The 23,607-nt window shown below is 71.5% G+C and carries 24 protein-coding genes; 4 read left to right on the top strand and 20 right to left on the bottom strand.

From position 1 onward, the window contains the following. Nucleotides 1–3: 3 nt before the first annotated feature. From ACZ63E_RS07430 to ACZ63E_RS07375, 12 genes are all read right to left on the bottom strand, one after another. Nucleotides 4–837, bottom strand: coding sequence for a helix-turn-helix domain-containing protein (locus ACZ63E_RS07430; protein ID WP_465335148.1), 834 nt, complete (start codon nt 835–837; stop codon nt 4–6). A 23-nt stretch (nt 838–860) separates the two neighbouring features. Further along, nucleotides 861–1,613 (bottom strand): hypothetical protein, encoded by a 753-nt coding sequence (locus ACZ63E_RS07425; protein WP_465335146.1) that lies wholly within the window; start codon nt 1,611–1,613, stop codon nt 861–863. A 24-nt stretch (nt 1,614–1,637) separates the two neighbouring features. Continuing rightward, the gene (locus tag ACZ63E_RS07420) at nt 1,638–2,084 is read right to left on the bottom strand and encodes a tetratricopeptide repeat protein (protein ID WP_465335144.1); all 447 of its coding nucleotides are present in this window, start codon (nt 2,082–2,084) and stop codon (nt 1,638–1,640) included. After that, entirely contained in the window at nt 2,081–2,821 is a 741-nt protein-coding gene (dapB, locus tag ACZ63E_RS07415) for a 4-hydroxy-tetrahydrodipicolinate reductase (protein ID WP_465335143.1), read from the bottom strand. Before dapB ends, ACZ63E_RS07420 begins: the two co-directional genes overlap by 4 nt. Then, complete coding sequence (locus ACZ63E_RS07410) at nt 2,818–4,182, bottom strand: M16 family metallopeptidase (RefSeq protein ID WP_465335141.1); 1,365 nt, start codon at nt 4,180–4,182, stop codon at nt 2,818–2,820. Before ACZ63E_RS07410 ends, dapB begins: the two co-directional genes overlap by 4 nt. Nucleotides 4,183–4,316: 134 nt before the next feature. Beyond that, nucleotides 4,317–6,566, bottom strand: coding sequence for a polyribonucleotide nucleotidyltransferase (locus tag ACZ63E_RS07405; RefSeq protein WP_465335139.1), 2,250 nt, complete (start codon nt 6,564–6,566; stop codon nt 4,317–4,319). 231 nt (nt 6,567–6,797) lie between these two features. Further along, nucleotides 6,798–7,067, bottom strand: a complete 270-nt coding sequence (gene rpsO / locus ACZ63E_RS07400; protein ID WP_003084034.1) for a 30S ribosomal protein S15 — start codon at nt 7,065–7,067, stop codon at nt 6,798–6,800. A gap of 144 nt (nt 7,068–7,211) precedes the next feature. Further along, on the bottom strand, nt 7,212–7,715 hold the full coding sequence (gene thpR / locus ACZ63E_RS07395; RefSeq protein WP_465335137.1) for an RNA 2',3'-cyclic phosphodiesterase: 504 nt from the start codon (nt 7,713–7,715) through the stop codon (nt 7,212–7,214). Further along, nucleotides 7,715–8,188: an XRE family transcriptional regulator gene (locus tag ACZ63E_RS07390; RefSeq protein WP_465309805.1), complete on the bottom strand. Its 474-nt coding sequence runs from the start codon at nt 8,186–8,188 to the stop codon at nt 7,715–7,717. Before ACZ63E_RS07390 ends, thpR begins: the two co-directional genes overlap by 1 nt. An 82-nt stretch (nt 8,189–8,270) precedes the next feature. Further along, on the bottom strand, nt 8,271–9,254 hold the full coding sequence (locus ACZ63E_RS07385) for a bifunctional riboflavin kinase/FAD synthetase (RefSeq protein WP_465309804.1): 984 nt from the start codon (nt 9,252–9,254) through the stop codon (nt 8,271–8,273). Between the two features lie 28 nt (nt 9,255–9,282). Further along, nucleotides 9,283–10,188 (bottom strand): tRNA pseudouridine(55) synthase TruB, encoded by a 906-nt coding sequence (gene truB / locus ACZ63E_RS07380; protein ID WP_465335135.1) that lies wholly within the window; start codon nt 10,186–10,188, stop codon nt 9,283–9,285. Nucleotides 10,189–10,309: 121 nt separating this feature from the next. Further along, entirely contained in the window at nt 10,310–11,635 is a 1,326-nt protein-coding gene (locus ACZ63E_RS07375) for an MFS transporter (protein WP_465335133.1), read from the bottom strand. A 157-nt stretch (nt 11,636–11,792) separates the two neighbouring features. Between ACZ63E_RS07375 and ACZ63E_RS07370 the strand changes: the two genes are divergently transcribed. Then, nucleotides 11,793–12,605, top strand: a complete 813-nt coding sequence (locus ACZ63E_RS07370; RefSeq protein ID WP_465335131.1) for an SDR family oxidoreductase — start codon at nt 11,793–11,795, stop codon at nt 12,603–12,605. A 142-nt stretch (nt 12,606–12,747) separates the two neighbouring features. Here ACZ63E_RS07370 and ACZ63E_RS07365 read toward each other — a convergent pair whose 3' ends face one another. Next, a complete protein-coding gene (locus ACZ63E_RS07365) occupies nt 12,748–14,067 on the bottom strand; it encodes an MATE family efflux transporter (protein WP_465335513.1) in 1,320 nt (439 codons plus the stop codon). Nucleotides 14,068–14,118: 51 nt separating this feature from the next. Continuing rightward, a complete protein-coding gene (locus ACZ63E_RS07360) occupies nt 14,119–15,108 on the bottom strand; it encodes a DHH family phosphoesterase (protein ID WP_465335129.1) in 990 nt (329 codons plus the stop codon). Between the two features lie 25 nt (nt 15,109–15,133). Here ACZ63E_RS07360 and ACZ63E_RS07355 point away from each other — a divergent pair, with 25 nt between their 5' ends. Beyond that, on the top strand, nt 15,134–16,165 hold the full coding sequence (locus tag ACZ63E_RS07355) for a TRM11 family SAM-dependent methyltransferase (RefSeq protein WP_465335127.1): 1,032 nt from the start codon (nt 15,134–15,136) through the stop codon (nt 16,163–16,165). 12 nt (nt 16,166–16,177) lie between these two features. Here the strand turns inward: ACZ63E_RS07355 and ACZ63E_RS07350 are convergent, their stop codons facing one another. Together ACZ63E_RS07350 and ACZ63E_RS07345 are read right to left on the bottom strand one after the other, a co-directional pair. Next, nucleotides 16,178–17,326 (bottom strand): SPFH domain-containing protein, encoded by a 1,149-nt coding sequence (locus ACZ63E_RS07350; RefSeq protein ID WP_465335125.1) that lies wholly within the window; start codon nt 17,324–17,326, stop codon nt 16,178–16,180. A 20-nt stretch (nt 17,327–17,346) separates the two neighbouring features. Continuing rightward, nucleotides 17,347–17,586 carry a hypothetical protein gene (locus ACZ63E_RS07345; RefSeq protein ID WP_465335123.1) on the bottom strand — a complete coding sequence of 80 codons (240 nt, stop codon included), beginning with the start codon at nt 17,584–17,586 and terminating at the stop codon, nt 17,347–17,349. Between the two features lie 173 nt (nt 17,587–17,759). Here ACZ63E_RS07345 and ACZ63E_RS07340 point away from each other — a divergent pair, with 173 nt between their 5' ends. Together ACZ63E_RS07340 and ACZ63E_RS07335 are read left to right on the top strand one after the other, a co-directional pair. After that, nucleotides 17,760–18,302 carry a TetR/AcrR family transcriptional regulator gene (locus tag ACZ63E_RS07340; protein ID WP_465335122.1) on the top strand — a complete coding sequence of 181 codons (543 nt, stop codon included), beginning with the start codon at nt 17,760–17,762 and terminating at the stop codon, nt 18,300–18,302. Next, a complete protein-coding gene (locus tag ACZ63E_RS07335) occupies nt 18,299–18,913 on the top strand; it encodes a class I SAM-dependent methyltransferase (protein WP_465335120.1) in 615 nt (204 codons plus the stop codon). The genes ACZ63E_RS07340 and ACZ63E_RS07335 overlap by 4 nt, the downstream gene beginning before the upstream one ends. Here the strand turns inward: ACZ63E_RS07335 and ACZ63E_RS07330 are convergent. From ACZ63E_RS07330 to infB, 4 genes are all read right to left on the bottom strand, one after another. Then, a complete protein-coding gene (locus tag ACZ63E_RS07330; RefSeq protein ID WP_465335118.1) occupies nt 18,905–19,729 on the bottom strand; it encodes an alpha/beta hydrolase in 825 nt (274 codons plus the stop codon). The two genes, ACZ63E_RS07335 and ACZ63E_RS07330, sit on opposite strands and share 9 nt — an antisense overlap. A gap of 3 nt (nt 19,730–19,732) precedes the next feature. Then, nucleotides 19,733–20,209: a 30S ribosome-binding factor RbfA gene (gene rbfA, locus ACZ63E_RS07325; RefSeq protein ID WP_465335116.1), complete on the bottom strand. Its 477-nt coding sequence runs from the start codon at nt 20,207–20,209 to the stop codon at nt 19,733–19,735. A gap of 9 nt (nt 20,210–20,218) precedes the next feature. After that, nucleotides 20,219–20,512, bottom strand: a complete 294-nt coding sequence (locus tag ACZ63E_RS07320; protein WP_465335114.1) for a DUF503 domain-containing protein — start codon at nt 20,510–20,512, stop codon at nt 20,219–20,221. Between the two features lie 70 nt (nt 20,513–20,582). Continuing rightward, nucleotides 20,583–23,576, bottom strand: a complete 2,994-nt coding sequence (infB, locus tag ACZ63E_RS07315; RefSeq protein WP_465335112.1) for a translation initiation factor IF-2 — start codon at nt 23,574–23,576, stop codon at nt 20,583–20,585. Nucleotides 23,577–23,607: the final 31 nt, after the last annotated feature.

Here is a 23,607-nt window from a genome sequence, read left to right as displayed (position 1 = left end):
CGACTATCGCGCCACCTCGCGGAGTAGGGCTTGCGAGGCGTCCTCGGTCAAAGCCTTGCCCAGTAAAACCTTTACCAGCTTCACGTAGGCGGCGGTAGCCACCAACTCGCTGCTGAAGGCGCTCGCGTGATAGTGCTCCAGCGCCACGATCGTGGGATCGACGGGAAAGTCGTACAAGGTGAACATGCCGAGCTTGCCCGGGTGGTAGCCCGCGTCCGCGGGCAGGATGCGGACCGAAACGTTGGTGCGCTCGGCCATGGTGAGCAGGTGATCGACCTGGTCCGACATGATGTCGGCATCGCCGACCACTTCGCGGATCGTCAGCTCGGAAAGAACGGCCCTGAGCCGCACGGGCTCGGGCCCGGCGAGGATCCTCTGCCGCTTGAGGCGGATCACCAGCCGCGCATCCGCTTCCTCGACGCCGATTCCGGATGAGTTCAACAACGCGCGAGCGTAGTCAGGGGTCTGCAGCAGACCGGGAACCACCAGCGGCGCCCAGTTGGTGATCGCGGAAGCGGTCTGCTCGCACTGGATGACCGCCGTAAGTGCGGCGGGCAGGTCCCAGGAGCCGGAGTCCAGCCAGTTGGGTTCCTTCGCGTGCTTCGCCAGGAACAGCATTCGTTTAGCGGTTTCCCTGTCCACCCGCAGATACCCAAGGACCCGAGCCACCTCCTCCACCGGCGGCACCCGCTGCCCCCTTTCCCACTGGGACAACAACTGCGGGTCGATCTCCAGCGCCCGCGACAACTGGCGCAGCCCGTACTTCTTCGCTTCACGCGCATCGCGCAGCGAAGCGGACAACGCCCTCACAGCCGGAGAAGTGGAAGTCGGTTTCATGCGGGAGATGGTACGAAGCGCCGTCATTTCCCGAATGAACGACAACTGTAAGCGAATTGCCACACCAGAACCCCGCAGGCCGCAACCCCGAACGCCCACCCGCCGAGCGGTTCGGCCAGCACCGCCACCAGGAAACAGAACACCGCGAACCCGCCGAGGCCGCGCAGGACCCCGCGAACCGTCGCGGCCGCCGCGGGTGGGCCTCCCTGTGCCAGGGCGAACACCGCCACCACGCTCAGCGCCGTCGGGAACGGGGCCAGGACACCTGTCAAGTCCGGACCTAAGCGGCCGGCCGCGGCCGTCACCGCCAGGACGAGTCCCGCCGTCACCACGGCCCGCGCGGGCAGGTCCCACCACGGGAGCGTCACCGGTCTCGGCTCGCCCGGTGGGGGCAGTAGCCGCGCGCCCGCCAAGGCCGCTGCCCACGCCAGGCCCAGACCCGCCCACGGCGGGACAGGCGCGAACGACAGCGCGAGATCCAGCGACAAGCACACCAGCCAGCCCACCAGCAGCGTGCCCGGCCAGGCGCGCGCCCGGCTCACCCGGGCGAACACCACCGCGAACGCCGCCAGGGACACCAGGCCCAGCAGGGACGCCGACGCCGCCCGTGCGACGAACGCCGCGCCCTGCTCCAAGTATGTGATCAGCAGGATCGGTCCCGCCACCAGCGGCAGCGCGACCAGCAGACCGGTCAGGCCCGGCCCCCAGCGGCGGCCGGCCAGCGACGACCCGACCACCAGCAGCGGTGCGAGCACGAGCTTCAGCAGCAGCGTCACTGATCCCAGTCTGCCAGGGAAGACTCAGCGGTCGGCGGCTTCCAGCTCCACAGCCTTCTTCATCGTCTCGCGGGCCCGTCGCCGGTCGCCCGCGATGTCGTACGCGTACGCGAGCTTGTACCACGCCCGCCAGTTCTCCTGGTCCGCTTCCACCTCGGCACGGCGGTCCTGGAACCACGCGTCGGCCGCGTCGCGGTCGACACGACCCGAGGGCCGGCGCGGCAGGTCCGAGACGTCCGGGAGCTCGCCTTCGGAGTCCAGCCGCCGCGAGAGGCGCTGGATCTGCAGCCCGTTGCGCCAGGTCACCACCACGATCCAGATCCCCAGGATCGGCAGCAGCAGCACCCCGACGCCCAGCGCGATGCCCGCGCCGGAGCCGGACGCGAACAGCGCGAACGCCCGGTCGGCGAGCAGGACCAGGTAGACGACCAGCGCCGCCGTCATCAGCAGCGCGATGTTGCGAGCCTTCACAGGTCGAGCACGTTCTCCAGGCCGACCGTCAGGCCGGGGCGCGCCACCACCGTGCGCACGCCGAGCAGCACCCCCGGCATGAACGACGTCCGGTCGAGCGAGTCGTGCCGGATGGTCAGGGTCTCCCCCTCGCCCCCGAACAGGATCTCCTCGTGCGCCACGAGACCCGGCAGCCGGACCGAGTGCACGTGGACGTCCTCGACCGAGGCGCCGCGGGCGCCGTCGAGCTCCGACGTCGTCGCGTCCGGACCCGGCTTCACGCCCGCCTCGGCCCGCGCCGCGGCGATCATCCGCGCGGTGTGCGCGGCGGTGCCCGAAGGTGCGTCGGCCTTGCGGTTGTGGTGCAGCTCGATGATCTCGGCCGAGGCGTAGAACTTGGCCGCCTGGGCCGCGAAACGCATCGCCAGAACCGCGCCGAGCGCGAAGTTCGGCGCGATCAGCACCCCCAGCGACGGCTTCGGCTCCAGCAGCGCGCGCAGCTCGGCCAACCGCGACTCGCTGAAGCCCGTGGTGCCGACGACCGCGTGGATGTCGTGCGAGATCAGGTACTTCAGGTTGTCCATCACGGCGTCGGGGTGGGTGAAGTCGACCACGACCTCGGCCTCGGCCAGCGCCGAGAAATCATCGCCCGCGTCCAAAGCGGCGACGACCTTCATGTCGCCGGCCCCCTCGACGGCGTTCACCACCGTCGCGCCCATCCGGCCGCGGGCGCCGAGCACACCGACGTTGATGGTCATGAAGCGATCACCTCGTGCAAGTCGTCGGGCAGGTCGTCGGCGTGAGCGTACGGCCCGACGACCGCCGCCGCCGAGACCCCGCCTGGCCGCGCGAACAAAGTGCGAGCGAGCGCACACACGTCCTCGGTGGTGACGGCGTCGATGCGGGCGATCGTGTCGTCGACACCGAGATAACGCGCGTAGTTGAGCTCGGTCTTGCCGAGCCGCGACATCCGCGACGACGTGTCCTCCAGGCCCAGCACCAGCCCGCCGCGCAACTGGCCCTTCGCGCGGGCCACCTCGGCTTCGGTCAGGCCGTCGACGCCGACCTTGTCGAGGACCTCGCGGATCACACCCGCGACGTCGCCGAGCTTCTCCGGCTGGCAGCCCGCGTACACGGACATGTGGCCGGTGTCGGAGTAGCTCGCAACGGACGAGTACACCTGGTAGGCCAGCCCGCGCTGCTCGCGGATCTCCTGGAACAGCCGCGAGCTCATGCCGCCGCCGAGGGCCGCGTTGAGCACCGAGAGCGCGAAACGGCGCTCGTCGTGGCGCGACAGCGACCGCAGGCCGAGCATGACGTGCGCCTGCTCGGTGTCGTCGGTGTGCAGGGCCAGCTTCGGCGGGGTCTTGATCCGGGCGCGGCCCTCCCGCGGCGCGACCGGTGTGGCCGTGCCGTCCAGGCGGCCGTGCAAAGCCTTGCGCACCAGCCGGAGCACCTGGCTGTGGTCGACGTTCCCGGCCACCGCCAGCACCATCCGCGGCAGCGTGTAGCGGCGCTTGTAGAAGTTCCGCAGCGCGGCGGGCGACATCTCGATGATCGACTTCTCGGTGCCGAGCACCGGACGGCCGAGCGGGTGCTCACCGAGGATCGCGCTGACGAACGTCTCGTGCAGCAGGTCTTCGGGGTCGTCGTCGCGCATCGAGATCTCTTCGAGCACGACGCTGCGTTCCATGTCCATGTCGCGGTCGGTGCACAGCGCCTCGAACACGACGTCGGTGACCAGGTCGACGGCCAGCGGGAGGTCGGCGTCGAGCACCTGCGCGTAGTAGCAGGTGTGCTCCTTCGCCGTGAAGGCGTTGAACTCGCCGCCGACGGCGTCGATCTCCTCGGCGATCTGCGTGGCGTCGCGGTTCTTCGTGCCCTTGAACAGCAGGTGCTCGAGGTAGTGCGCGGCGCCGGCGACAGCCACCGGCTCGTCGCGGGAGCCGATGCCGACCCACAGCCCGACCGTGGCCGAGCGGGACGCCGGAACGTGCTCGGTGATCACGCGCAGACCGCCGGGCAGCACGCTGCGCTTGACGACCGCGCCGTCCGGAGTGGACTCCAGCGTGCGGGTGGTGCCGATGGGCTGCTCGTGCCCGGAAACCTGCCGTGCCATGGGTTCCTTACTCACGATGCCGTGAAGGCCCCCTGCCGCCGGGGTCGTGAGTGGTAATTCGGGTTAGAACCCTAATTACCACTCACGACAACTTGCGCCGGGCGGGTCAGGAGGCCTTCAGCGGGACTTGCGTCTTACTTGGCGTCGGCCTTCTCGGCGTCGGCGGCGGGCGCGGCACCCTCGGCGGGGGCCTCGTCTTCCTTGACGACGATCAGGCTGATCTTGCCGCGGTTGTCGATGTCGGCGATCTCGACGCGGAGCTTGTCGCCCACGTTGACGACGTCCTCGACCTTGGCGATCCGCTTGCCGTTGCCCAGCTTGGAGATGTGCACCAGGCCGTCCTTGCCCGGCAGCAGCGAGACGAACGCGCCGAACGCGGCCGTCTTCACCACGGTGCCGAGGAAGCGCTCGCCGACCTTGGGCAGCTGCGGGTTGGCGATGGCGTTGATCAGGTCGATCGCCGCCTCCGCCGACGGGCCGTCGGCCGCGCCCACGTAGATCGTGCCGTCGTCCTCGATGGAGATGTCGGCGCCGGTCTGCTCGGTGATCGAGTTGATCATCTTGCCCTTCGGGCCGATGACCTCGCCGATCTTGTCGACCGGGATCTTCACGCTGGTGACGCGCGGCGAGAACGGGCTCATCTCGTCCGGGCCGTCGATCGCCTCGGCGATGACCTCCAGGATGGTGAGGCGAGCGTCCTTCGCCTGCTTCAGCGCGGCGGCGAGCACCTCCGACGGGATGCCGTCGAGCTTGGTGTCCAGCTGCAGGGCGGTGATGATGTCCTTGGTGCCGGCGACCTTGAAGTCCATGTCGCCCATGGCGTCCTCGGCCCCGAGGATGTCGGTCAGCGCGACGTAGCGGGTCTCGCCGTCGACCTCGTCGGAGATGAGGCCCATCGCGATGCCCGCGACCGGCGCCTTCAGCGGCACACCGGCGTTGTACAGGCCCATGGTGGACGCGCAGACCGAGCCCATCGACGTCGAGCCGTTGGAGCCCAGCGCCTCGGAGACCTGGCGGATCGCGTACGGGAACTCGTCCCGCTTCGGCAGCACCGGCACCAGGGCGCGCTCGGCGAGCATGCCGTGGCCGATTTCGCGGCGCTTCGGCGAACCGACGCGGCCGGTCTCACCGGTGGAGAAGGGCGGGAAGTTGTAGTGGTGCAGGTAGCGCTTGTGCGTCTCCGGGGAGAGCGAGTCGATCTGCTGCTCCATGCGGAGCATGTTCAGCGTGGTGACACCCAGGATCTGGGTCTCGCCGCGCTCGAACAGCGCCGAGCCGTGCGCCCGCGGGATCACGGCGACCTCGGCCGAGAGCGACCGGATGTCGGTGAGGCCACGGCCGTCCATGCGGATCTTGTCCGTGAGGACGCGCTTGCGCATGACCTTCTTGGACAGCGCCTTGAACGCGGCGCCGATCTCCTTCTCGCGGCCCTCGAAGGCTTCGCCCTCGCCGATGCCGACCTTCTCCAGGACGGCGGCCTTGACCTCGTCGGTCGCGGCGTCACGGGCCTGCTTGCCGGCGATCTGCAGGGCGTTCGCCAGGTCGTCGGTCGCGATCGCGGCGACGGCCTCGAAGGCGTCCTGCTCGTAGGCCAGGAAGACCGGGAACTCGCCGGTCGGCTTGGCGGCGACCTCGGCCAGCTTCTGCTGGGCCTCGCACAGCACCTTGATGAACGGCTTCGCGGCCTCGAGGCCCTCGGCGACCGAGACCTCGTCCGGCGCCTTGCCGCCCGCGGCGATCAGGTCGAGCGTGTGCTCGGTGCCCTCGGCCTCGACCATCATGATCGCGACGTCGTCACCGACGATGCGACCGGCGACGACCATGTTGAAGGTGGCCTTCTCCAGCTGCGACCAGGTCGGGAACGCGACCCACTGGTCCTCGATCAGGGCGACGCGCACGCCGCCGACCGGGCCCGAGAACGGCAGGCCGGCGATCTGGGTCGACGCCGAAGCGGCGTTGATGGCCAGCACGTCGTACGGGTCGTCCGGGTTGAGGCTCTGGACGGTGATGACGACCTGGATCTCGTTGCGGAGACCGTCGGTGAACGACGGGCGCAGCGGCCGGTCGATCAGGCGGCAGGTCAGGATCGCGTCCGTGGAGGGCCGGCCCTCGCGGCGGAAGAACGCGCCCGGGATGCGGCCCGCGGCGTACATGCGCTCTTCGACGTCCACGGTCAGCGGGAAGAAGTCGAAGTGGTCCTTCGGGTGCTTCGACGCCGTGGTCGCCGAGAGCAGCATGGTCTCTTCGTCGAGGTAAGCCACGACGGCGCCGGCGGCCTGCTTGGCCAGGCGGCCCGTCTCGAAGCGGACGGTGCGGGTGCCGAACCGGCCGTTGTCGATCACGGCTTCGGTCTCGTGCACGGTGACTCCGGTGGAGTCGGTCATAGATGTTTCTCCTCTTTGGTTCCTTCTATCCGGCGCGAGTCTCCCACCCTGGGACCCGTTTCGCTTGAGGACGCTCGAGGAGTGATGCCGGTCTTCGATCGAAGCCCCCGGGACTCTTCCCGGAAGCCACTACCGAGGACCGGCGGACGGTCCCTCGCGCGCGCTCGCGCCGTTTCTTCCTTCTTTGGACCGAAGGGGAGCGACCGGCGGCCACTCCCCTTCGGCTTCAAGCTATCGGCGCAGGCCGAGGCGCTGGATCAGCGCACGGTAACGCTCGATGTCCACCTTCATCACGTAGTTCAGCAGCCGGCGGCGACGGCCGACCAGCAGCAGGAGCCCGCGACGCGAGTGGTGGTCGTGCTTGTGAGCCTTGAGGTGCTCGGTGAGGCCGACGATCCGCTTGGTCAGCAGCGCGACCTGGGCCTCGGGGGATCCCGTGTCCGAGTCGTGCACGCCGTACTCGGCCAGGATCGACTTCTTCTCTTCGGTGGACAGCGCCACTTGTGTTACTCCTCGAAATGATCAGTGCCGTGCGGCCCCGGACGCGGAATGAACGCCGGGAAGACGGTCACGGCCGCCACGGACTGCAGCCGGACCCGGTCACGACGTTACCATTCAGGCCGCAAGCGCCCCTGAGCAGGGCCTTCAGGCGTCGTCCAACCCGAACGAGCGAACCACCCGATAGCGGCTCCCGCCCGGCTCGCGCTCGCTGGTCATCAGCACGACGTGCGTGGCGGTCCAGCTCCGGCTGGTGAAACCGGCCAACGCCGTTGTCCAACGTCCGGCGCGCCCCGGTTCTTCCCGGGGGAACCGCGCGAGCGTCAGGTGGGCCCGGTACGGCCTCGCTTCGGCGCCGGCCCCCGCGGCGTGTGCGAGGGGCGTCAGCTGTGCTCCGGCGGCAGTCAACCACAGCACCCCCGGGAACGTCGCGGCCTTTTCCAGCCGGACGTCGACCGCGGGCCGCCCGGCCAGGCGCTCGCCCAGCCAGGCCCCGCGGACGTCCAGGTCGTCCCGGCCGTAGTAGGCGAGCGTGATGTGCCAGCGCTCCGGCGGCTCCCAGCGCAGGCCGTCGTCCGGGTCGGCCAGGGCCTCGGCGACCGCCTCGACGACGTCGGCGGGCGGGACGAGCGCGCTGAACAGGACCGGCATCAGGCGCCGTGGCCCGCCCGGCGGAGCAGGTCGGCGATGGCCGGGAAGTCGTCGTCGAGGCGCTTGGCGGCCTCGCCCAGGTCTTCGTCCTCGGCCAGGTCGCGCAGGTAGGTGAGGACGGCCTGGTCGTCGTTGACCACCGGGATGTTGTCGCGGCCGACGGTGGGCCGGGAGTCGCGGACGTCCTCGAGCGCGGCCAGCATCGCGTCGCGGTTGCCGGCGGCGACCTCGGGCACCAGGATCTTGCGCTCGAGCATGATCATCCTGGCCAGCACGACGGGGTTGCCGATCTTGGCCCGCCGGCCGCTCATCACCTGGCTGAGCATCGGGGCGCTGATGCCGAGGACCTCGGCCAGGAACGCCTGCGAAACGTCGAACGCGACCACGAGGCGGCGCACCCGGTCACCCAGCGGCTCGCCGTACCACTCCCGCTGCAGCGCGATGTTCCGCTGGACGATCTTGTGGTCCTCCACCAGTTCCGCTCCCCTAAACCCGCTCGCCCGCTCTGCCTGAGCATCTTGCCACCGCTGTCACGTGCGTGAACGCGAAACGCCCCTATTCGCCCCCGGTCGGGGCGTCCGGGGGCAGCTCCAGTGCCTTTCTCGTCGCGACGACGTCTTCGTCGATCTGCGCGACCAGCCCGGCCGAGTCGGCGAACCGCACCTGGTCGCGCAGCCGGGTGCCGAAGTCGATCGCCACGTGCTGGCCGTAGAAGTCCTCGTCGACGTCGAGGACGAACGCCTCGACCGTCCGCTCGCGCCCGGAGAACGTCGGGTTGGTGCCCACCGAGACGGCCGCGCGCAACCGGCGCGAAGGGTCAGCCGAGCGGGTGAACCAGGCGCTGTAGACGCCGTCGGCCGGGACGGCGGCGAAGCGCGGCGTCGACAGGTTCGCCGTCGGGTAGCCGAGCTCGTGGCCCCGGCCGTCGCCGCGGACGACGATGCCCTCCAGCCGGTGCGGGCGGCCGAGCGCCTCGGCGGCGGCGACCACGTCACCGGCGTCGATGCACGAACGGACGTACGTGCTGGAGAAGGTGATGGCGGACTGGTCCTCTTCGGACAGTTCCTTGCCCTGCAGTTCCGCGCCGTAGGCGGCGAACCCGAACCGGCGGCCGAGCGTGCGCAGCAGCGCGACGTCGCCCGCGGCCTTGGCGCCGAAGGTGAAGTTGTCGCCGACGATCACCGCGGCCGCGTGCAGCCGGTCGACCAGCACCTCGTGCACGAACTCCTCCGGCTGCAGCCGGGACAGCTCCAAGGTGAACGGCAGCACGCAGAAGACGTCGACGCCGAGGCTCTCGACGATCTCCGCCTTGCGCCGCAACGTGGTCAGCTGCGCCGGGTGGCTGCCCGGGCGCAGCACCTCCGACGGGTGCGGGTCGAACGTCACCATGACGCTCGGCAGCCCGCGTTCGGCCGCCGCCGCGACCGTCCGGTTCACCAGCTCCTGGTGCCCGCGGTGCACACCGTCGAACACGCCGATGGTGACCACGCACCGGCCCCAGCCGCCGGGAAGGTCCCCCAGCCCACGCCACCGCAGCACGTCACACTCCCGTCTCTCCGGGCCCACCCTAGGCGGGCAGCAACACGACCACTGCTCGGGACACACCTTGTTCATCCGCCGCCAGCGCGAGCACCCGCCCGTCCGGCCCGAAGAGCCCGTAGGTGCCCTCGACGCCGGCCGCCGGGATGCGCTGGCCGTGGCGGACCGCCTTGGCCGTCGCGGCGTCGAGGTCGCGCCGCGGGAAGGCCGCGGCGACCGCGGCGTCGAGGTCCAGGCTCAGCTCGGGCGTCTCCTCGAGCTGGTCGAGGGTCCTCGCCTTGGCCAGGGTGAACGGGCCGACCGTGGTGCGCCGCAGGGCCCGCAGGTGGCCGCCGACGCCGAGGTCCGCGCCGAGGTCGCGGGCCAGCGCGCGGACGTAGGTGCCGGACGAGCACTCGACGACGGCGTCGACCTCCACGCGGTCGTCCTCGTGGCGGATCGCGAGGACGTCGAAGCGGTAGACGGTGACCGGGCGCGGCGGGATGACGACGTCCTCGCCGGCGCGGACCCGGGCGTAGGCGCGCTTGCCGTCGATCTTGACGGCGCTGACCGCGCTCGGCACCTGCTGGATGTCGCCGGTGAGCTTGGCGATCCCGCGCGCGATGGCGTCGTCTGCCACGGCCTGGGTGTCCGCGCTGGAGAGGACTTCGCCCTCGGCGTCGTCGGTCGTGGTGCTGCTGCCGAGGCTCAGCGTGGCGAGGTAGGTCTTGCGGTCGAGCGCGAGGTGGCCCAGCAGCTTGGTGGCGCGTTCGATGCCGAGCACCAGCACGCCGGTCGCCATCGGGTCGAGCGTGCCGGCGTGCCCGACCTTGCGGGTGCCCATGATCCGGCGGGCGCGGGCGACGACGTCGTGCGACGTCATGCCGGCGGGCTTGTCGACGATGAGCAGGCCGGGTGGCGGGGCGGGGCGGCGGGGCGGTTTCGGGCTCGACACGCGGCAACCCTAGCGGCCGGGTCTCGCGGAACGATCAGGTGCGTTCACCCCGGCCGGACAACGCCCCGATGTGGCCTTCGGTGCGTTGAACGCACCCAAGGCCGCCTTGGGGCGCTCAAGGTCAGGCGGCGACGATCGGCGTCTCGGGCAGCGCGGCGTCCCAGCGGCGGCGGGTGATGCGGACCGGGAGCTCCTCACCGCGGGCCTCGGCCAGGAACAGGTGGGCGCGCGTGCGGCGCCACCAGGTGAGCATCCGCCAGGTGCCCAGCGCCAGGATCGCGACGATCGCCAGCAGCGAGAGGCGGAAGCTGCCGCCCGTCCACTGCAGCAGGACACCCACCGCGAGCGCGGCGATCGTCGTCGCGACGAAGCCGCCGACGTTGACCACGCCGGTCGCCGTGCCGACGCGGGCCAGCGGGTTGTAGTCGCGGGCCAGCGCGAAGCCGATCATCGACGCCGGGCCGCCGAGGGCGAGGAACGCGAACGCGGGCACCAGCACGGCCACCGGCACTCGGCCGGGCCAGCTCAGCAGCACCGCCCAGAGCAGCGCGGCCCCGCCGATGTACCCGCCGACCAGCGGCATCCGCAGCGACGGGCGGCGCCCGATCAGGCCGCCCAGCAGCGGGCCACCCGCCATCGAGCCGAAGACGAACACCGTGAGCAGCGCGCTCGCGGTGGCCTTCGACTGGCCTTGGCCCTGCACCAGCCAGGGCACGCCCCACAGCAGCGTCAGCGCGTTCGGCGCGAACATCGTGCTGAAGTGCACCCAGAAGCCCAGACGCGTCCCCGGCGTCCGCCACGCTTCGGCGACCTGGTGGCCGAGCTCGCGCGGGCGGACGGCTTCGCGGACCGGCTGCTCCACGCCGGCCGGGACGTCGCGGACCCGCAGCGTCACGACCACGGTGTAGAGGACGGTGAGGGCGCCGACCGCGAGGAACGTCGGGGTCCAGCCCGCGGAGTCGAGCAGCAGCGACAGCGGGACGGTCGCGGCGAGGTTGCCGATGTACCCGACGGCCGCGGTGAACGACGTCAGCAGCGCGTACTGGCGACCCGGGAAGTGGGCCGCGACCAGGCGAAGCACGCTGACGAACGTGAGCGCGTCGCCGAGGCCGAGCACCCCGCGGGCGAGCAGGCCGAGGCCGTAGGAGTGGGCGATGCCGAGGAGGAGCTGGCCGGCGCCGAGCACCAGCACCGCGACGGTGAGGACGCGGCGCGGGCCGTAGCGGTCGACCAGGACGCCGGTCGGGATCTGCATCGCGGCGTACACGCCGACCTGCAGGACGGTGAAGGTGCCGAGCGCGGCCGCGCCGACGCCGAAGCGTTCGGCCGCCTGCAGGCCGGCGACGCCGAAGGAGGTGCGGTGGAAGACCGCGAGGAGGTAGACGGTGACGGCGGCGAGCCAGATGAGCCAGGACCGGGCGGTGGCGCGGCCGGTGGCGGGCGGCACAAGTTCCTCCAGGGTTTCGGCGTTCGTTCCGTGCGGACGCCTGCGCTGCCGTCCCTACTACTTGTAGCGCCTAAGCAACGACGAAACATAGCTGTGATCCCGGTGGCGTTCACCACATGGTTGTATCTGAATGTTCTTCACATTCGGGGGTGGTGTCGTGACCGGCCTGCACGGGGCGCACGCGGTGATCACGGGCGGGTCCAGTGGGATCGGGCTGGCGACGGCGGCGGCGCTGGCCGCGCGCGGCGCGTCGGTCTCCCTGGTGGCGCGGGACGAATCGCGGCTGCGGAAGGCCGCGGTGTCGCTGAAGTCACGCGGTGCCTCGGTCCGGACCGCCGTCGCCGACGTCTCGGCGCAGGCGGAGGTGTCCGCCGTCTTCGCGGAGCTGGTGGCTTCGGCGGGGCCGTGCGACGTGCTGGTGACGTGCGCGGGCCAGGCGCGTCCGGGCGAGTTCCTGGAGCTGGACGACGAGGTCTTCCGGCGGATGGTGGAGGTCGACTACTTCGGGACGCTGCACGCGGTCCGGGCGGTGACGCCGTCGATGGTCCGGCGGGGCCGCGGCTCGATCGTCGCGATCTCGTCGGCGGCCGCGGTGCTGGGGATCTACGGGTACACGGCGTATGCGCCGGCGAAGTTCGCGGTGCGCGGGCTGATGGAGGCGTTGCGCGACGAGCTGAACCCGGCCGGGGTGCACGTCGCGTGTGTGTACCCGCCGGACGTCGACACCCCGCAGCTGGCGGAGGAGAACCGCTGGAAACCCGCGGCGACGGCGGCGATCAGCGGCACGATCCGCCCGATGGCGCCCGAGGCCGTGGCGTCGGCGATCGTCCGGGCGGTGGAGCGGGAGCGGTACGCGGTGTACCCGGACCGGTCGGTGGCCCTGCTCGCGGCGCTGGGCCCGCTCGCGGCCCCGATCCTGCGTCGCCTGGTGGACCGCCGAGTCCGCCACGCCCGCCGAGCCCGAGCCTGAACGGACGACACGCGTGATTGGGGAGTCGACACGCGTGATTGAAGGGTCGACACGGCGCATCGGGCCGGCGTTCGCCGTGTCGACCCTCTGATCACGCGTGTCGACCCTCCAGTCACGCGTGTCGAGCTCCTGATCACGCGGGTCAGGCCGGGCGGATGGCGCCGGTGACGGCCCAGTTTCCGGAGCGCCAGCGGGCCAGGACCGCCGCCAGGCGGAAGACCATGAACAGCGAGAGACCGATCCAGATGCCCGTGAGGCCCCAGCCGAAGCCCAGGGACGCCCAGATCAGCGGGAGGAAACCGAGGGCCGCGCTGCCGAGCGTCGCGTTGCGGAGGAACGCCGCGTCGCCCGCGCCGAGCAGGACGCCGTCCAGGGCGAAGACCACCCCCGCGATCGGCTGGAGCGCCACGAAGAACCACCACGCGTGCGGGATCTCCGCCAGCACCCCCGGGTCGGACGTGAACGCGTGCGGCAGCACCCACGACAGCGCCGCGAACACCACCCCCAGGAAGCACCCCAGCAGCAGCCCGTACCGGGTGATCTGCCCGGCCACCCCGCGCGCCTGACGCGCCGAGTCCGCCCCCAGGGCCGCGCCGACCAGGGACTGCGCGGCGATCGCCACCGAGTCCAGCACCAGCGCGAGGAACGACCACAGCTGCAGCACGATCTGGTGGGCGCCCACCGCCTCCGTCGACGTCCGGGCCGCGACGGCCGCCGCCGAGACGAAGCACGCCTGGAACGCGAGGCTGCGCAGCACCAGGTCGCGGCCCAGGCCGAGCTGCGCGCGCATCACCTTGAAGTCCGGCCGCAGCCCGACCTTCTCCTTCACCAGCGCCGCGAAGAACAGCGACGCCGAGATCACCTGCGCGACGACGTTCGCGATCGCCGAGCCCTCCAGGCCCAGCCCCGCCCAGTAGACGAGCACCGGGCACAGCACCGCCGAAATCCCGTTGCCCGCCAAGACGTACCGCAGCGGTTTCGCCGAGTCCTGCACCCCGCGCATCCAGCCGTTGCCGGCCATCGTGACCAGGATCATCGGCGCGCCGAACAGGGCGATCCGGATCCACGACACGGCCGCGACGGCCGTGACATCGCTGCCCGACAGCACTCGCGCGATCGGCCAGGCCAGCAGCTGCCCGGCGACCAGCACGACGAGCCCGACCAGCAGCGCCAGCCACGTCGCCTGCACACCCTCGCGCACCGCGTCACCGCGCCGGCCCGCGCCGTGCAGCCGGGCGGTGCGTGACGTCGTGCCGTACGACAGGAACGTCAGCTGGCTCGACACCTGGGCCAGCACGACCCCGCCGAGCGCGAGGCCGGCCAGCGACAGCGCGTCGAGGTGGCCGACCACGGCCGTGTCGACCAGCACGTACAACGGCTCGGCGGCCAGCACGCCCAGCGCCGGCACGGCCAGGCCCAGCACGCGCTTCGCCGGCACCCGTTCGATCTCGTCCACATTCACCACGAACCGGACTCTAACCGCCGCCACCGACAGTTCCGGCTGACGGGAATCTCACAGCAGCGGCGCCCGCTCCAGCGCGGCCCGCAGCCCGGCCAGGACCTCCTCGGCGCTGCCCGCGATCGTGCAGCCCGCGGCCTGCCGGTGCCCGCCGCCGCCGAACTCCGACGCCACCGCCGAGACGTCGATTCCGATCGAGCGCAAGGAGATCTGCCATTGCGCCGGGTTCGTCACGTCCTGTTTGAGCACCGCCGCGACGGCCGCCTCGCGCACCGAACGGACGACGTCGATCACCGACTCGACCTCTTCGCCCCGCACCGTGCGCGCCTCGTCGACGCGGACGACCGCGTGCACAAAACCCTTGCCCTGCGCGGCTTCCGGCTCCAGTTCGGCCTCGCGCAAGACGGCCGACAGCATCGGCAGCCACGTGAACGGCCGCTCGTCGACGATCCGCCGCACCACCGCTTCGGCGTCGACGCCCGCCTCCAGCAGCCGCGCCGCCATCCGGTGCGTTTCGGGACTCGCCCGCCGGAAACCACTCGTGTCGGTGACGATCCCCGCGTAGATCCCGCGCGCGATCGGCTCATCGAGGGTGACGCCCAGCTCGTCCAGGATCCGGAACACCAGGATCGCGCTGGCCTCGGCGGTCTCGTCGACGACGTTGCAGCCGCCGTAGCACGTGTTGGTCGCGTGATGGTCGATGACCAGCACCGACCCGGCGAGCTCGACCCGCCCGGCCAGCCGGCCCAGCCGCTTCGGCACCGGCGTGTCGACGCAGACCAGCAGCGCCTCGGTGTCCGGCAGGTCGTCCGGGTGGGTGAGCAGGCCGTCCTCGTCGAGCCACCGCAGCGTCTCCGGCGCCTCGTCGGGCTCACCGAAGGACACACGCACCTTCGCGCCGCGCTGGCGCAGCGCCCGGCCGAGGGCGAGCGCGCTGCCGAGCGCGTCCGCGTCCGGACGGACGTGGCCGAGCACGGTCACGTCGGTGGCCGACCGCAGCAGCGCCGCCGCGTCGCGGATGTCCTGCGCCAAAGTAGGGGTCACGGTGCGTCACGCTACGCTCTGCGGGATGCCTGAGTACGTGATCCTGGTCCACCCGTCCGCCAACCGGGTCTACGCCGCCTCCGCGCCCGCGCTGCTGCGGGCCGAGCTGGCGGTGTTCGGCGCGGCGCTGTCGGCCGAGCTGTCCGGGATCGAGGACGTCGAGCTCGGCGGGGTCGGCTACGTCCGGTTCACCAGTTCGGCGGCGCTCGGCGAGCCCGACATCGCGCTGTTGTCGAACCTGTCTTCGCTCTACGCGCTGTTCGAGCTGGGTGACGGCGTCCTCCGTCCGGTCACCGTGACACCGCTGGCGAAGGCCGACTCGGACCTGCTGACCATCCTGAAGTACGCCGGCAAGACCAACGAGTCGTTCACGAAGCTCCTGCTGAACGTCACGCTGCTGGCCACCGCGGATCCCTTCGGGGACAAGCCGAAGTACCTGCTCGACCCGCTGTGCGGCCGCGGCACCACGCTCAACCAGGCGATCATGTACGGCCTGCACGCCACCGGCCTGGACGTCGACGCCAAGGACTTCGAGGCCTACGAGGCGTTCATCAAGACTTGGTTGCGCAACAAGCGCGTCAAGCACACGGCCGACTCGGGACAGCTGCGGCGCAACAAGGTCCGCCTCGGCCGCCGGCTCGACATCGAGTACGCGCTGGACAAGGAAGACTACAAAACCGGCGACACCCGCAAGCTCACCTACTTCCAGGCCGACACGCTCACCACCGACGAGGTGCTGCGGGCGAACTCGTGCGACGTGATCGTCACCGACGCGCCGTACGGCGTGCAGCACGGCAGCCACCGCGAAGCCGGTCTGCAGCGCAGCCCGCGTGACCTGCTGGCGGCGGCCGTCCCGGTGTGGACGCGGGTGCTGCGCCCGGGCGGCGCGCTCGGCATCTCCTGGAACACCACGGTCCTGCCCCGCGAGGAGCTCACCGAGGTGCTGCGCAAGGCCGGGCTCGACGTCCGCGAGGGCGGCCCGTGGGCGGAGTTCACCCACCGGGTCGACCAGGCCATCCTGCGTGACCTGGTCGTCGCGGTGAAGCCCGCCTCCTGAGTCGACAAAGCGCTACTGGGTGAGCTCACCCTGCACCGGCGCCTGCCCGTTCTCCTCCGGCGCCCCGGCGGGCTCCGGCGGCGAGGTGCTCAGCCCGCGCTTCACCGAGTCCAGAATGGACAGTCCCTGGCCGACGAGCCCGGCGGCCATCTCGCCCAGGCCGTCGGCGCCGTTGAGGATGTTGACGTTCGCGCCGGCCAGCCCGCGCCCGGCCTCCTTGACGATCATCGGCAGCTGGTCGATGAGCATCCGGTCGAGCGCGACGCGGTTGTTCGACGCCGCCGCCTCCGCCTGCACACGCATCTTCTCCGCGTCGGCCAGCGCGAGGATGCGGATCCGCTCGGCCTCCGCGTCGGCCGGCTTGATCACCTCGGCCACCAGCTGCTGCTGCCGCAGCTCGGCCTCGCGCTGGGCCAGCTCGGTCCGTGCGTCGATGACCTCCTGCTGCGCCTTGGCCTGCGCGAGCGGCCCGGCCTGGGCGGCCTGCGCCTGGGCCGCCTCGACCTCGGCGCGGTAACGCGCCTGCACGATCGACGTCTGCCGGGCGTACTCCGCCTGCGTCCGCTGCGACTCCTGTTCGGCCTCGGCCGCGGCCTTGTTCGCGACGGCCTGGGCGATCTGGGCGTCCCGCTGGATCGCGGCGTTGTGCGGCGCGGCCATCGCCGCGATGTAGCCGAGCTTCATGTCGTCGATCGACTGGATCTGCAGCGCGTCGACCGACAGGCCGATCTTCGCCATCTCCACCGCCGAGCCGTCCAGCACCTCGGTGGCGAGCTTCTGCCGCTCGGTGATGATCTCCTCGACCGTCATCGACCCGATGATCGAGCGCAGGTGCCCGGAGAAGATCCGGCCGGTCAGCACCGACATCTGGTCCTGGTCGGAGAGGAAGCGCTGCCCGGCGTTGACGATGCTCTCGGTGTCGTTGCCGACCTTGAACGCGATCACCGCCCGCACGGTCAGGGCGATCGCCTGTTTCGTGACGCACACTTCGGTCACTTCGGCCTCACACATGGAAAGCGTGAGGAACCGGACTTTCCGGAAGACCGGCATGACAAACGCGCCGTGACCGGTGACGACCCGGAACGGCGACGAACCCTTGCTGCTCTTGCCGCCCGAAATCAGCATGGCCTCGTTGGGGGCCGGAACGCGGTAACCGAACATCGACTGTCCTTAGACGAACACTAGGAAGGGGGTTCTGGCGTGGACTCCGGGACGTCCCACGCCACGACGTCGACCGTGCGCCGGCCCCGGGTTTCGACGACCAGGACGGTCGTCCCCTTCGGCAGCTCCGTGTCGGACCAGGCCAGGAAGGTTTCCAACCCGCCCCGGATCCTGATCAGCACCTCCCCGGGCCCCCGCTGCCCGCGGGTGCCGACCAGGAGGACTCCGGTACGGCCCGACGGCGAAAGGTCGGAATGCATGTGCCGGCCTCCTCGCCCCGTCCGCCTCGACGCGGGGCATCCCCCGCTCACCCATTGTGCTCCCGGTCGGCGGGGCGGTGCGGCACTGTGAGGTTCCGATCAGGAGGCAACCGGACGGGCCGCCCGCGCGTGCGGAACCTGGGAGGGGCGTCGGTTTGGCTATAATCCGGGCCGTGACGGTCGAGCAACGCCCCCTGCGCGCGGACGCCCGGCGCAACCGGGAGGCGCTGGTCGCGGCGGCGCGCGAGGTGTTCGGGGCCAAGGGTGTGGACGCCCCGCTCGACGAGATCGCCCGCCGCGCCGAGGTCGCGATCGGCACGCTCTACAACCGGTTCCCGACGCGGGCCGACCTCGTCGAGGCCGCGTTCCTGCCGACGCTGGAGGAAGCGCGGGCGGTCGCCGACGAGGCGCTCGCCGTCGACGACCCCTGGGACGGTTTTGTGCTCTTCCTCGAACGGTCGGTCCTGATGCAGGTGTCCGACCGCGGCTTCACCGAGATCTGCTCGCGGGCCTTCGACCCGGCGTCCGGGCTGGAGAAAGCCAAGCAGGACAACGCTTCCCGGATGAACCGGATCATCACCCGGGCCCAGGAGGCCGGGGCGCTGCGGCGGGACTTCCGCGGCGAAGACCTGGCGATCGTGTTCGCCGCGGCGACGGCGACCCCGGACTGGCGGCGCGCGCTCGGCATGGTCCTGGACGGGCTGCGCGCCCGATGACCTGGCTCGCGGACACCCGCGCGTCCTACGACACGGTGGCGGAGAACTACGCCGAGTTCGTGGCGGACTCCCTCGAGAAGCACCCGCACATGCGTGCGGCGCTGTCGGTGTTCGCCGCGCAGGCCGACGGTCCGGTGGTGGACGTCGGCTGCGGCCCCGGGCACTTCACCGCACACCTGGCCGGGCTGGGGGTCGACGCGTCCGGCGTCGACCTGTCCCCGGCGATGGTCGAGCTGGCCCGGCGGAACCATCCCGAGCTGCGGTTCGAGGTCGGCTCGATGACCGACCTCGCCCTCCCCGACGCGTCCGTCGCGGGGGTGCTGGTGTTCTGGTCGCTGATCCACGTGCCGGACGCCGAGGTCCCGGTGGCCCTGGGCCAGTTCCGGCGGGTACTGCGCCACGGCGGCCGGCTGGTGATCGGCTTCCACGTCGGCGACGAAACCCGGCTCAAGACCGAGGGTTACGGGCACCCGATGCGGGTCAACGTCCACTTGCGACAGCCGGCGCACCTGGCCCGGTGGCTGCGGAACGCGGGGTTCACCGTCGACGCCGAGTGGCGGCTGAACCCGGGAGCCGAGGTGCCCCAGGCGATTCTCTTCGCGTCACGCTAGCCGCTGCCCGACGAACTTCAGCACGTCCGGCAGGATGCCGCGCCAGTACTCGTCTTTGTGCCCGCCGGGGGAAAACCGGGACACCGCCGGGGAAACCGCCTTCACGAGCTTGCGGTCCGCGCCCAGGAACGGGTCGGACTCCCCGCACCAGACGCCGAGCGCCTCCGGACGCAGCTCACCGGGGTGCAGCAAGGGTTCTTCCGCGCGCCAGTTGTCCTCACCGGAGAACACCTTGCGGCTGCGGGCATCCGGCCAGCTGACGAACAGTGCCGCGCTCGCCGTGGCCACCGCCTTCAGGTCCGGGTGGGCGCGGGCGAACCGGAGCGCGCCGAAGCCGCCCATCGAAATGCCGAGCACCGCCGACGCCGGACGCAGGTCGCGGGCGGTCAGCCAGCCCGGGAGCTCCTCGGTGAGCATGCGCTGCGGGTCGTCCCCGGAGCCGACGTCCACCCAGTAGTGGTCACCGTCGACCGCGGCCACGGCGAACGGCGGGGCGCCGGCGCGCACGGCCGCCGTCAGCAGGTCCGGGACGCCCAGCTCGAGGAAGGTTCGCGCGCGGGCGCCGCGGCCGTGCAGGGCCAGGCACACCGGCAGCCCCGACGCCGGAACCCCGGCGGGGGTGATCAGCACGAGGTCGACGTCGGCGCCGCGGGCCGCCGACCGCATGCGCTGGACCGTCACCGGGTCGCGCGGCGCGGTCGGCCGGGACGGCGCGGGCACCGCGGCCGGGCCGGGCGGCGGCCCGGACGGGGCGGCCGAGCAGCCCGCCAGCAGCGCCAGTGCGCTGCCGGCGAGCAGGCCGCGGCGGGAGAGCACGGGTCAGCCCCGGCTCTCCTCCTCCGCGAACTCGTCGTCTTCGGCCTCTTCGCGAGGCGCCTTGTACGGGTCGGCCTCACCCGCGTGCTGCGCGCCGGCCGAGCGGCGCGCGACCTCCGCGTCGGCCTCACGGGCCTTCGCCAGCAGGTCCTCGATCCGCTTCGACTCCTCGGGAATCGTGTCCGCGACGAACGTCAGCGTCGGCGTGTAGCGGACCCCGGTGCCCTGCCCGACCTTCGTGCGCAGCATCCCGCGCGCCGATTCGAGCGCGGCGGCCGCGCCGGCGAAGTCCGGCACCGAGTCCAGCTTCTCACCGAGCACCGTGTAGTACACCGTGGCGTCGTGCAGGTCGCCGGTGACCTTCGTGTCCGTGATCGTCACGTAGTCCAGCCGGGTGTCCTTGACCTCGTGCTCGATCGCGGACGCCACGATCTGCGAGATCCGCTTGGCGAGCTTGCGAGCCCGAGCAGGATCAGCCATGTCTCTCTCCTAGTCTTCCGGACCGAGCAGCCGGCGGCGTGCGGTGAGCAGCTCGAACTCCGGTCTGCTCGCCACGTACCGCTCACACGAGTCGAGCACGTCGCGCACGTGCTCGCCACCTTCGGCGACCACGGCCACCCCGATGAGGATCCGCCGGTGCAGGTCGGTGTAACCGGCTTCGGCCACCGACACGGCGAAGCGCTTGCGCACCTCGGCCAGCACTGGACGGACCACGGATCGCTTCTGCTTCAGCGAGTGAACGTCACCGAGCAGGATGTCGAGCTCGAGGGCTCCGACGAACATAAGCAGTTTTGGTGGTGTAGTAGGGAAACACCGGGTGTGCGCGAGAACGCACACCCGGTGTCGAACTTCCTTACGCTCGCGGCTTCTCGCGCTGCTCGTACGTCTCGATCTGGTCGTCGACCTTGATGTCGCCGTACGAACCGAGCGTCAGACCGCACTCGTAGCCCTCGCGGACCTCGACCACGTCGTCCTTGAACCGCCGCAGCGAGCTGATCGGCAGGTTCTCCGCGACGACAGTGCCGTCGCGCAGCAGCCGGGCCCGCGCGTTGCGCCGGATCTCGCCGGACATGACCAGGCAACCCGCGATCGTGCCGATCTTGGAGGACTTGAAGACCTCGCGGACCTCCGCGCGGCCCAGCTCGACCTCTTCGTACTCCGGCTTGAGCATGCCCTTGAGGGCCTGCTCGATCTCGTCGATCGCCTGGTAGATGACCGTGTAGTACCGGACGTCGACGCCCTCGCGGGTGGCCCGCTCGGTCGCCTTGCCCTGGGCGCGGACGTTGAACCCGAGGACGATCGCGTCGGACGCGGTCGCCAGGTCGATGTCCGACTCGGTCACGCCACCGACACCGCGGTGGACCACGTTCAGCTCGACCTCGTCGCCGACGTCCAGCTGGAGCAGCGAGGCTTCGAGGGCCTCGACCGTACCCGAGTTGTCACCCTTGATGATCAGGTTGAGGCTGTTCGTCTCCTTCAAGGCGGAGTCGAGGTCCTCGAGGCTGACCCGCTTGCGGCGCGACGCGTTGAGCGCGTTCCGCGTGCGAGCCGACCGGCGCTCGGCGATCTGCCGGGCGACGCGGTCCTCGTCGACCACCAGGAAGGTGTCACCCGCGCCCGGCACCGAGGTGAACCCGATGACCTGGACGGGCCGCGACGGCAGCGCCTCGGTGACGTCGACGTTGTGCTCGTCGACCATCCGGCGGACGCGGCCGTAGGCGTCACCCGCCACGACCGAGTCACCGACGCGCAGCGTGCCGCGCTGGACCAGGACGGTGGCCACCGGGCCGCGGCCGCGGTCGAGGTGCGCCTCGATCGCGACACCCTGGGCCTCCATGTCCGGGTTGGCCCGGAGGTCCAGAGCGGCGTCGGCGGTCAGCAGGATCGCCTCGAGCAGGCCGTCGATGTTGATGTTCTGCCGCGCGGAGATCTCGACGAACATCGTGTCGCCGCCGTACTCCTCGGCGACCAGGCCGTACTCGGTCAGCTGCTGCCGGATCTTGTCCGGGTTCGCGCCTTCCTTGTCGATCTTGTTGATCGCGACCACGATCGGGGCCTTGGCGGCCTGCGCGTGGTTGATCGCCTCGACCGTCTGCGGCATCACACCGTCGTCGGCCGCCACCACGATCACCGCGATGTCGGTCGAGTTGGCGCCACGGGCACGCATGGCGGTGAACGCCTCGTGACCCGGGGTGTCGATGAAGGTGATCAGGCGCGGGTTGCCCTCGAGCTCGGTCTCGATCTGGTACGCACCGATGTGCTGCGTGATGCCGCCGGCCTCGCTCTCGCGGACCTTCGTCTTCCGGATCGTGTCGAGCAGGCGGGTCTTACCGTGGTCGACGTGACCCATGATGGTCACGACCGGCGGCCGGACCTGGAGATCCTCCTCGCCACCCTCGTCCTCACCGTAGGTGATGTCGAAGGTCTCCAGCAGCTCGCGGTCCTCTTCCTCCGGCGAGACGACCTGAACGTTGTAGTTCATTTCGCCGCCGAGCAGCTCGAGGATGTCGTCCGACACGGACTGCGTCGCGGTGACCATCTCGCCGAGGTGGAAGAGCACCTGCACCAGCGAAGCCGGGTTGGCGTCGATCTTCTCGGCGAAGTCGGTCAGCGAAGCACCCCGCGGCAGCCGGATCGTCTCGCCACTGCCCTTGGGCAGGCGGACGCCGCCGACGCTGGGCGCCTGCATGTTGTCCATGTACTCCTGGCGCTTCTGCCGCTTCGACTTGCGACCCTTGCGCGAGGGACCACCCGGGCGCCCGAAGGCACCCGCGGTGCCGCCACGGCCACCGGGGCCACCACGGCCACCGCCGCCGCCGCGGAAACCGCCGCCACCGGCCGGGGCGCCGCCACCGGGGCCGCCGCCACCCGGGCGGAAGCCGCCGCCGCCACCGCCGCCACCGGGACCGCCGCGGAAGCCACCGCCGCCGCCACCGCCACCGGGACCGCCGCGGAAACCGCCGCCGCCACCACCGGGACGACCGCCGCCGCCACCGGGGCCGCCACGGGCGCCGCCACCGGGTCCCCCACGAGCGCCGCCACCGGGACCGGCGGGACGCTGCGTGCGGCCCGGCATCATGCCGGGGTTCGGCCGCGGGGGCATGTTGCCCGGGCTCGGCCGGTTGCCACCGGCGCCACCGCCGGGACGCGGAGCCGGGCGGTCACCGCCGCCACCGGTGCCACCGGGACGCGGCGGGCGGTTGTCGCCGCCCTGACCGCCACCGGGGCGCGGGCCCTGCGGGCGCGGCGGGGCGCCGGAGCCGACGCCGAACGGGTTGTTGCCGACCCGCGGGGTGCGCGGACCGGGCTTGGGACCGCCGGGCTTGGGGCCCTGCGGCTTGGGCGGGACGACCGAACCGGTGTTGCCCGCCGAGGCGGCCGGAGCCTCCTGCTTGGGCGCGGCCGGGGCTTCGGCCTTCGCCGCCGGGACCTGCTCCTGCGGAGCGGGCGCGGGCGGGCGCGGACCGGGCCGGGGGCCGGGGCCCGCGGGACGGGAACCGGAGCTCGCGGCCGGCTTCGAAGCCGGGACCTGCTGCTGCGGAGCAGGCGCGGGGGCGGCCTTCGCCGCCGGGGCCTGCTGCTGCGGCGCGGGCGCCGGGGGCTTGGGCGCGGGAGCGCCCGGCTTGGCGGCCGGGGGCCCGGGACGGGCCGACGGACCGGGGGTCGGCGCCGGCTTCTTGGCGCCCTTGGGGGCGTACGCGTCGCGAAGACGGCGGGCGACGGGCGCCTCGACCGTGGACGACGCGGACTTGACGAACTCGCCCTGTTCCTTCAACTTCGCGAGAACGTCCTTGCTGGTGATGCCGAGCTCCTTTGCGAGCTCGTGTACGCGGGCCTTGCCTGGCACAGCTCTCCTCATCTAGGGGAGGCCAGGCGGG

This window comes from Amycolatopsis sp. NPDC104819 (assembly GCF_055583145.1).
This window is presented reverse-complemented; position numbering and strand designations above follow the sequence as displayed.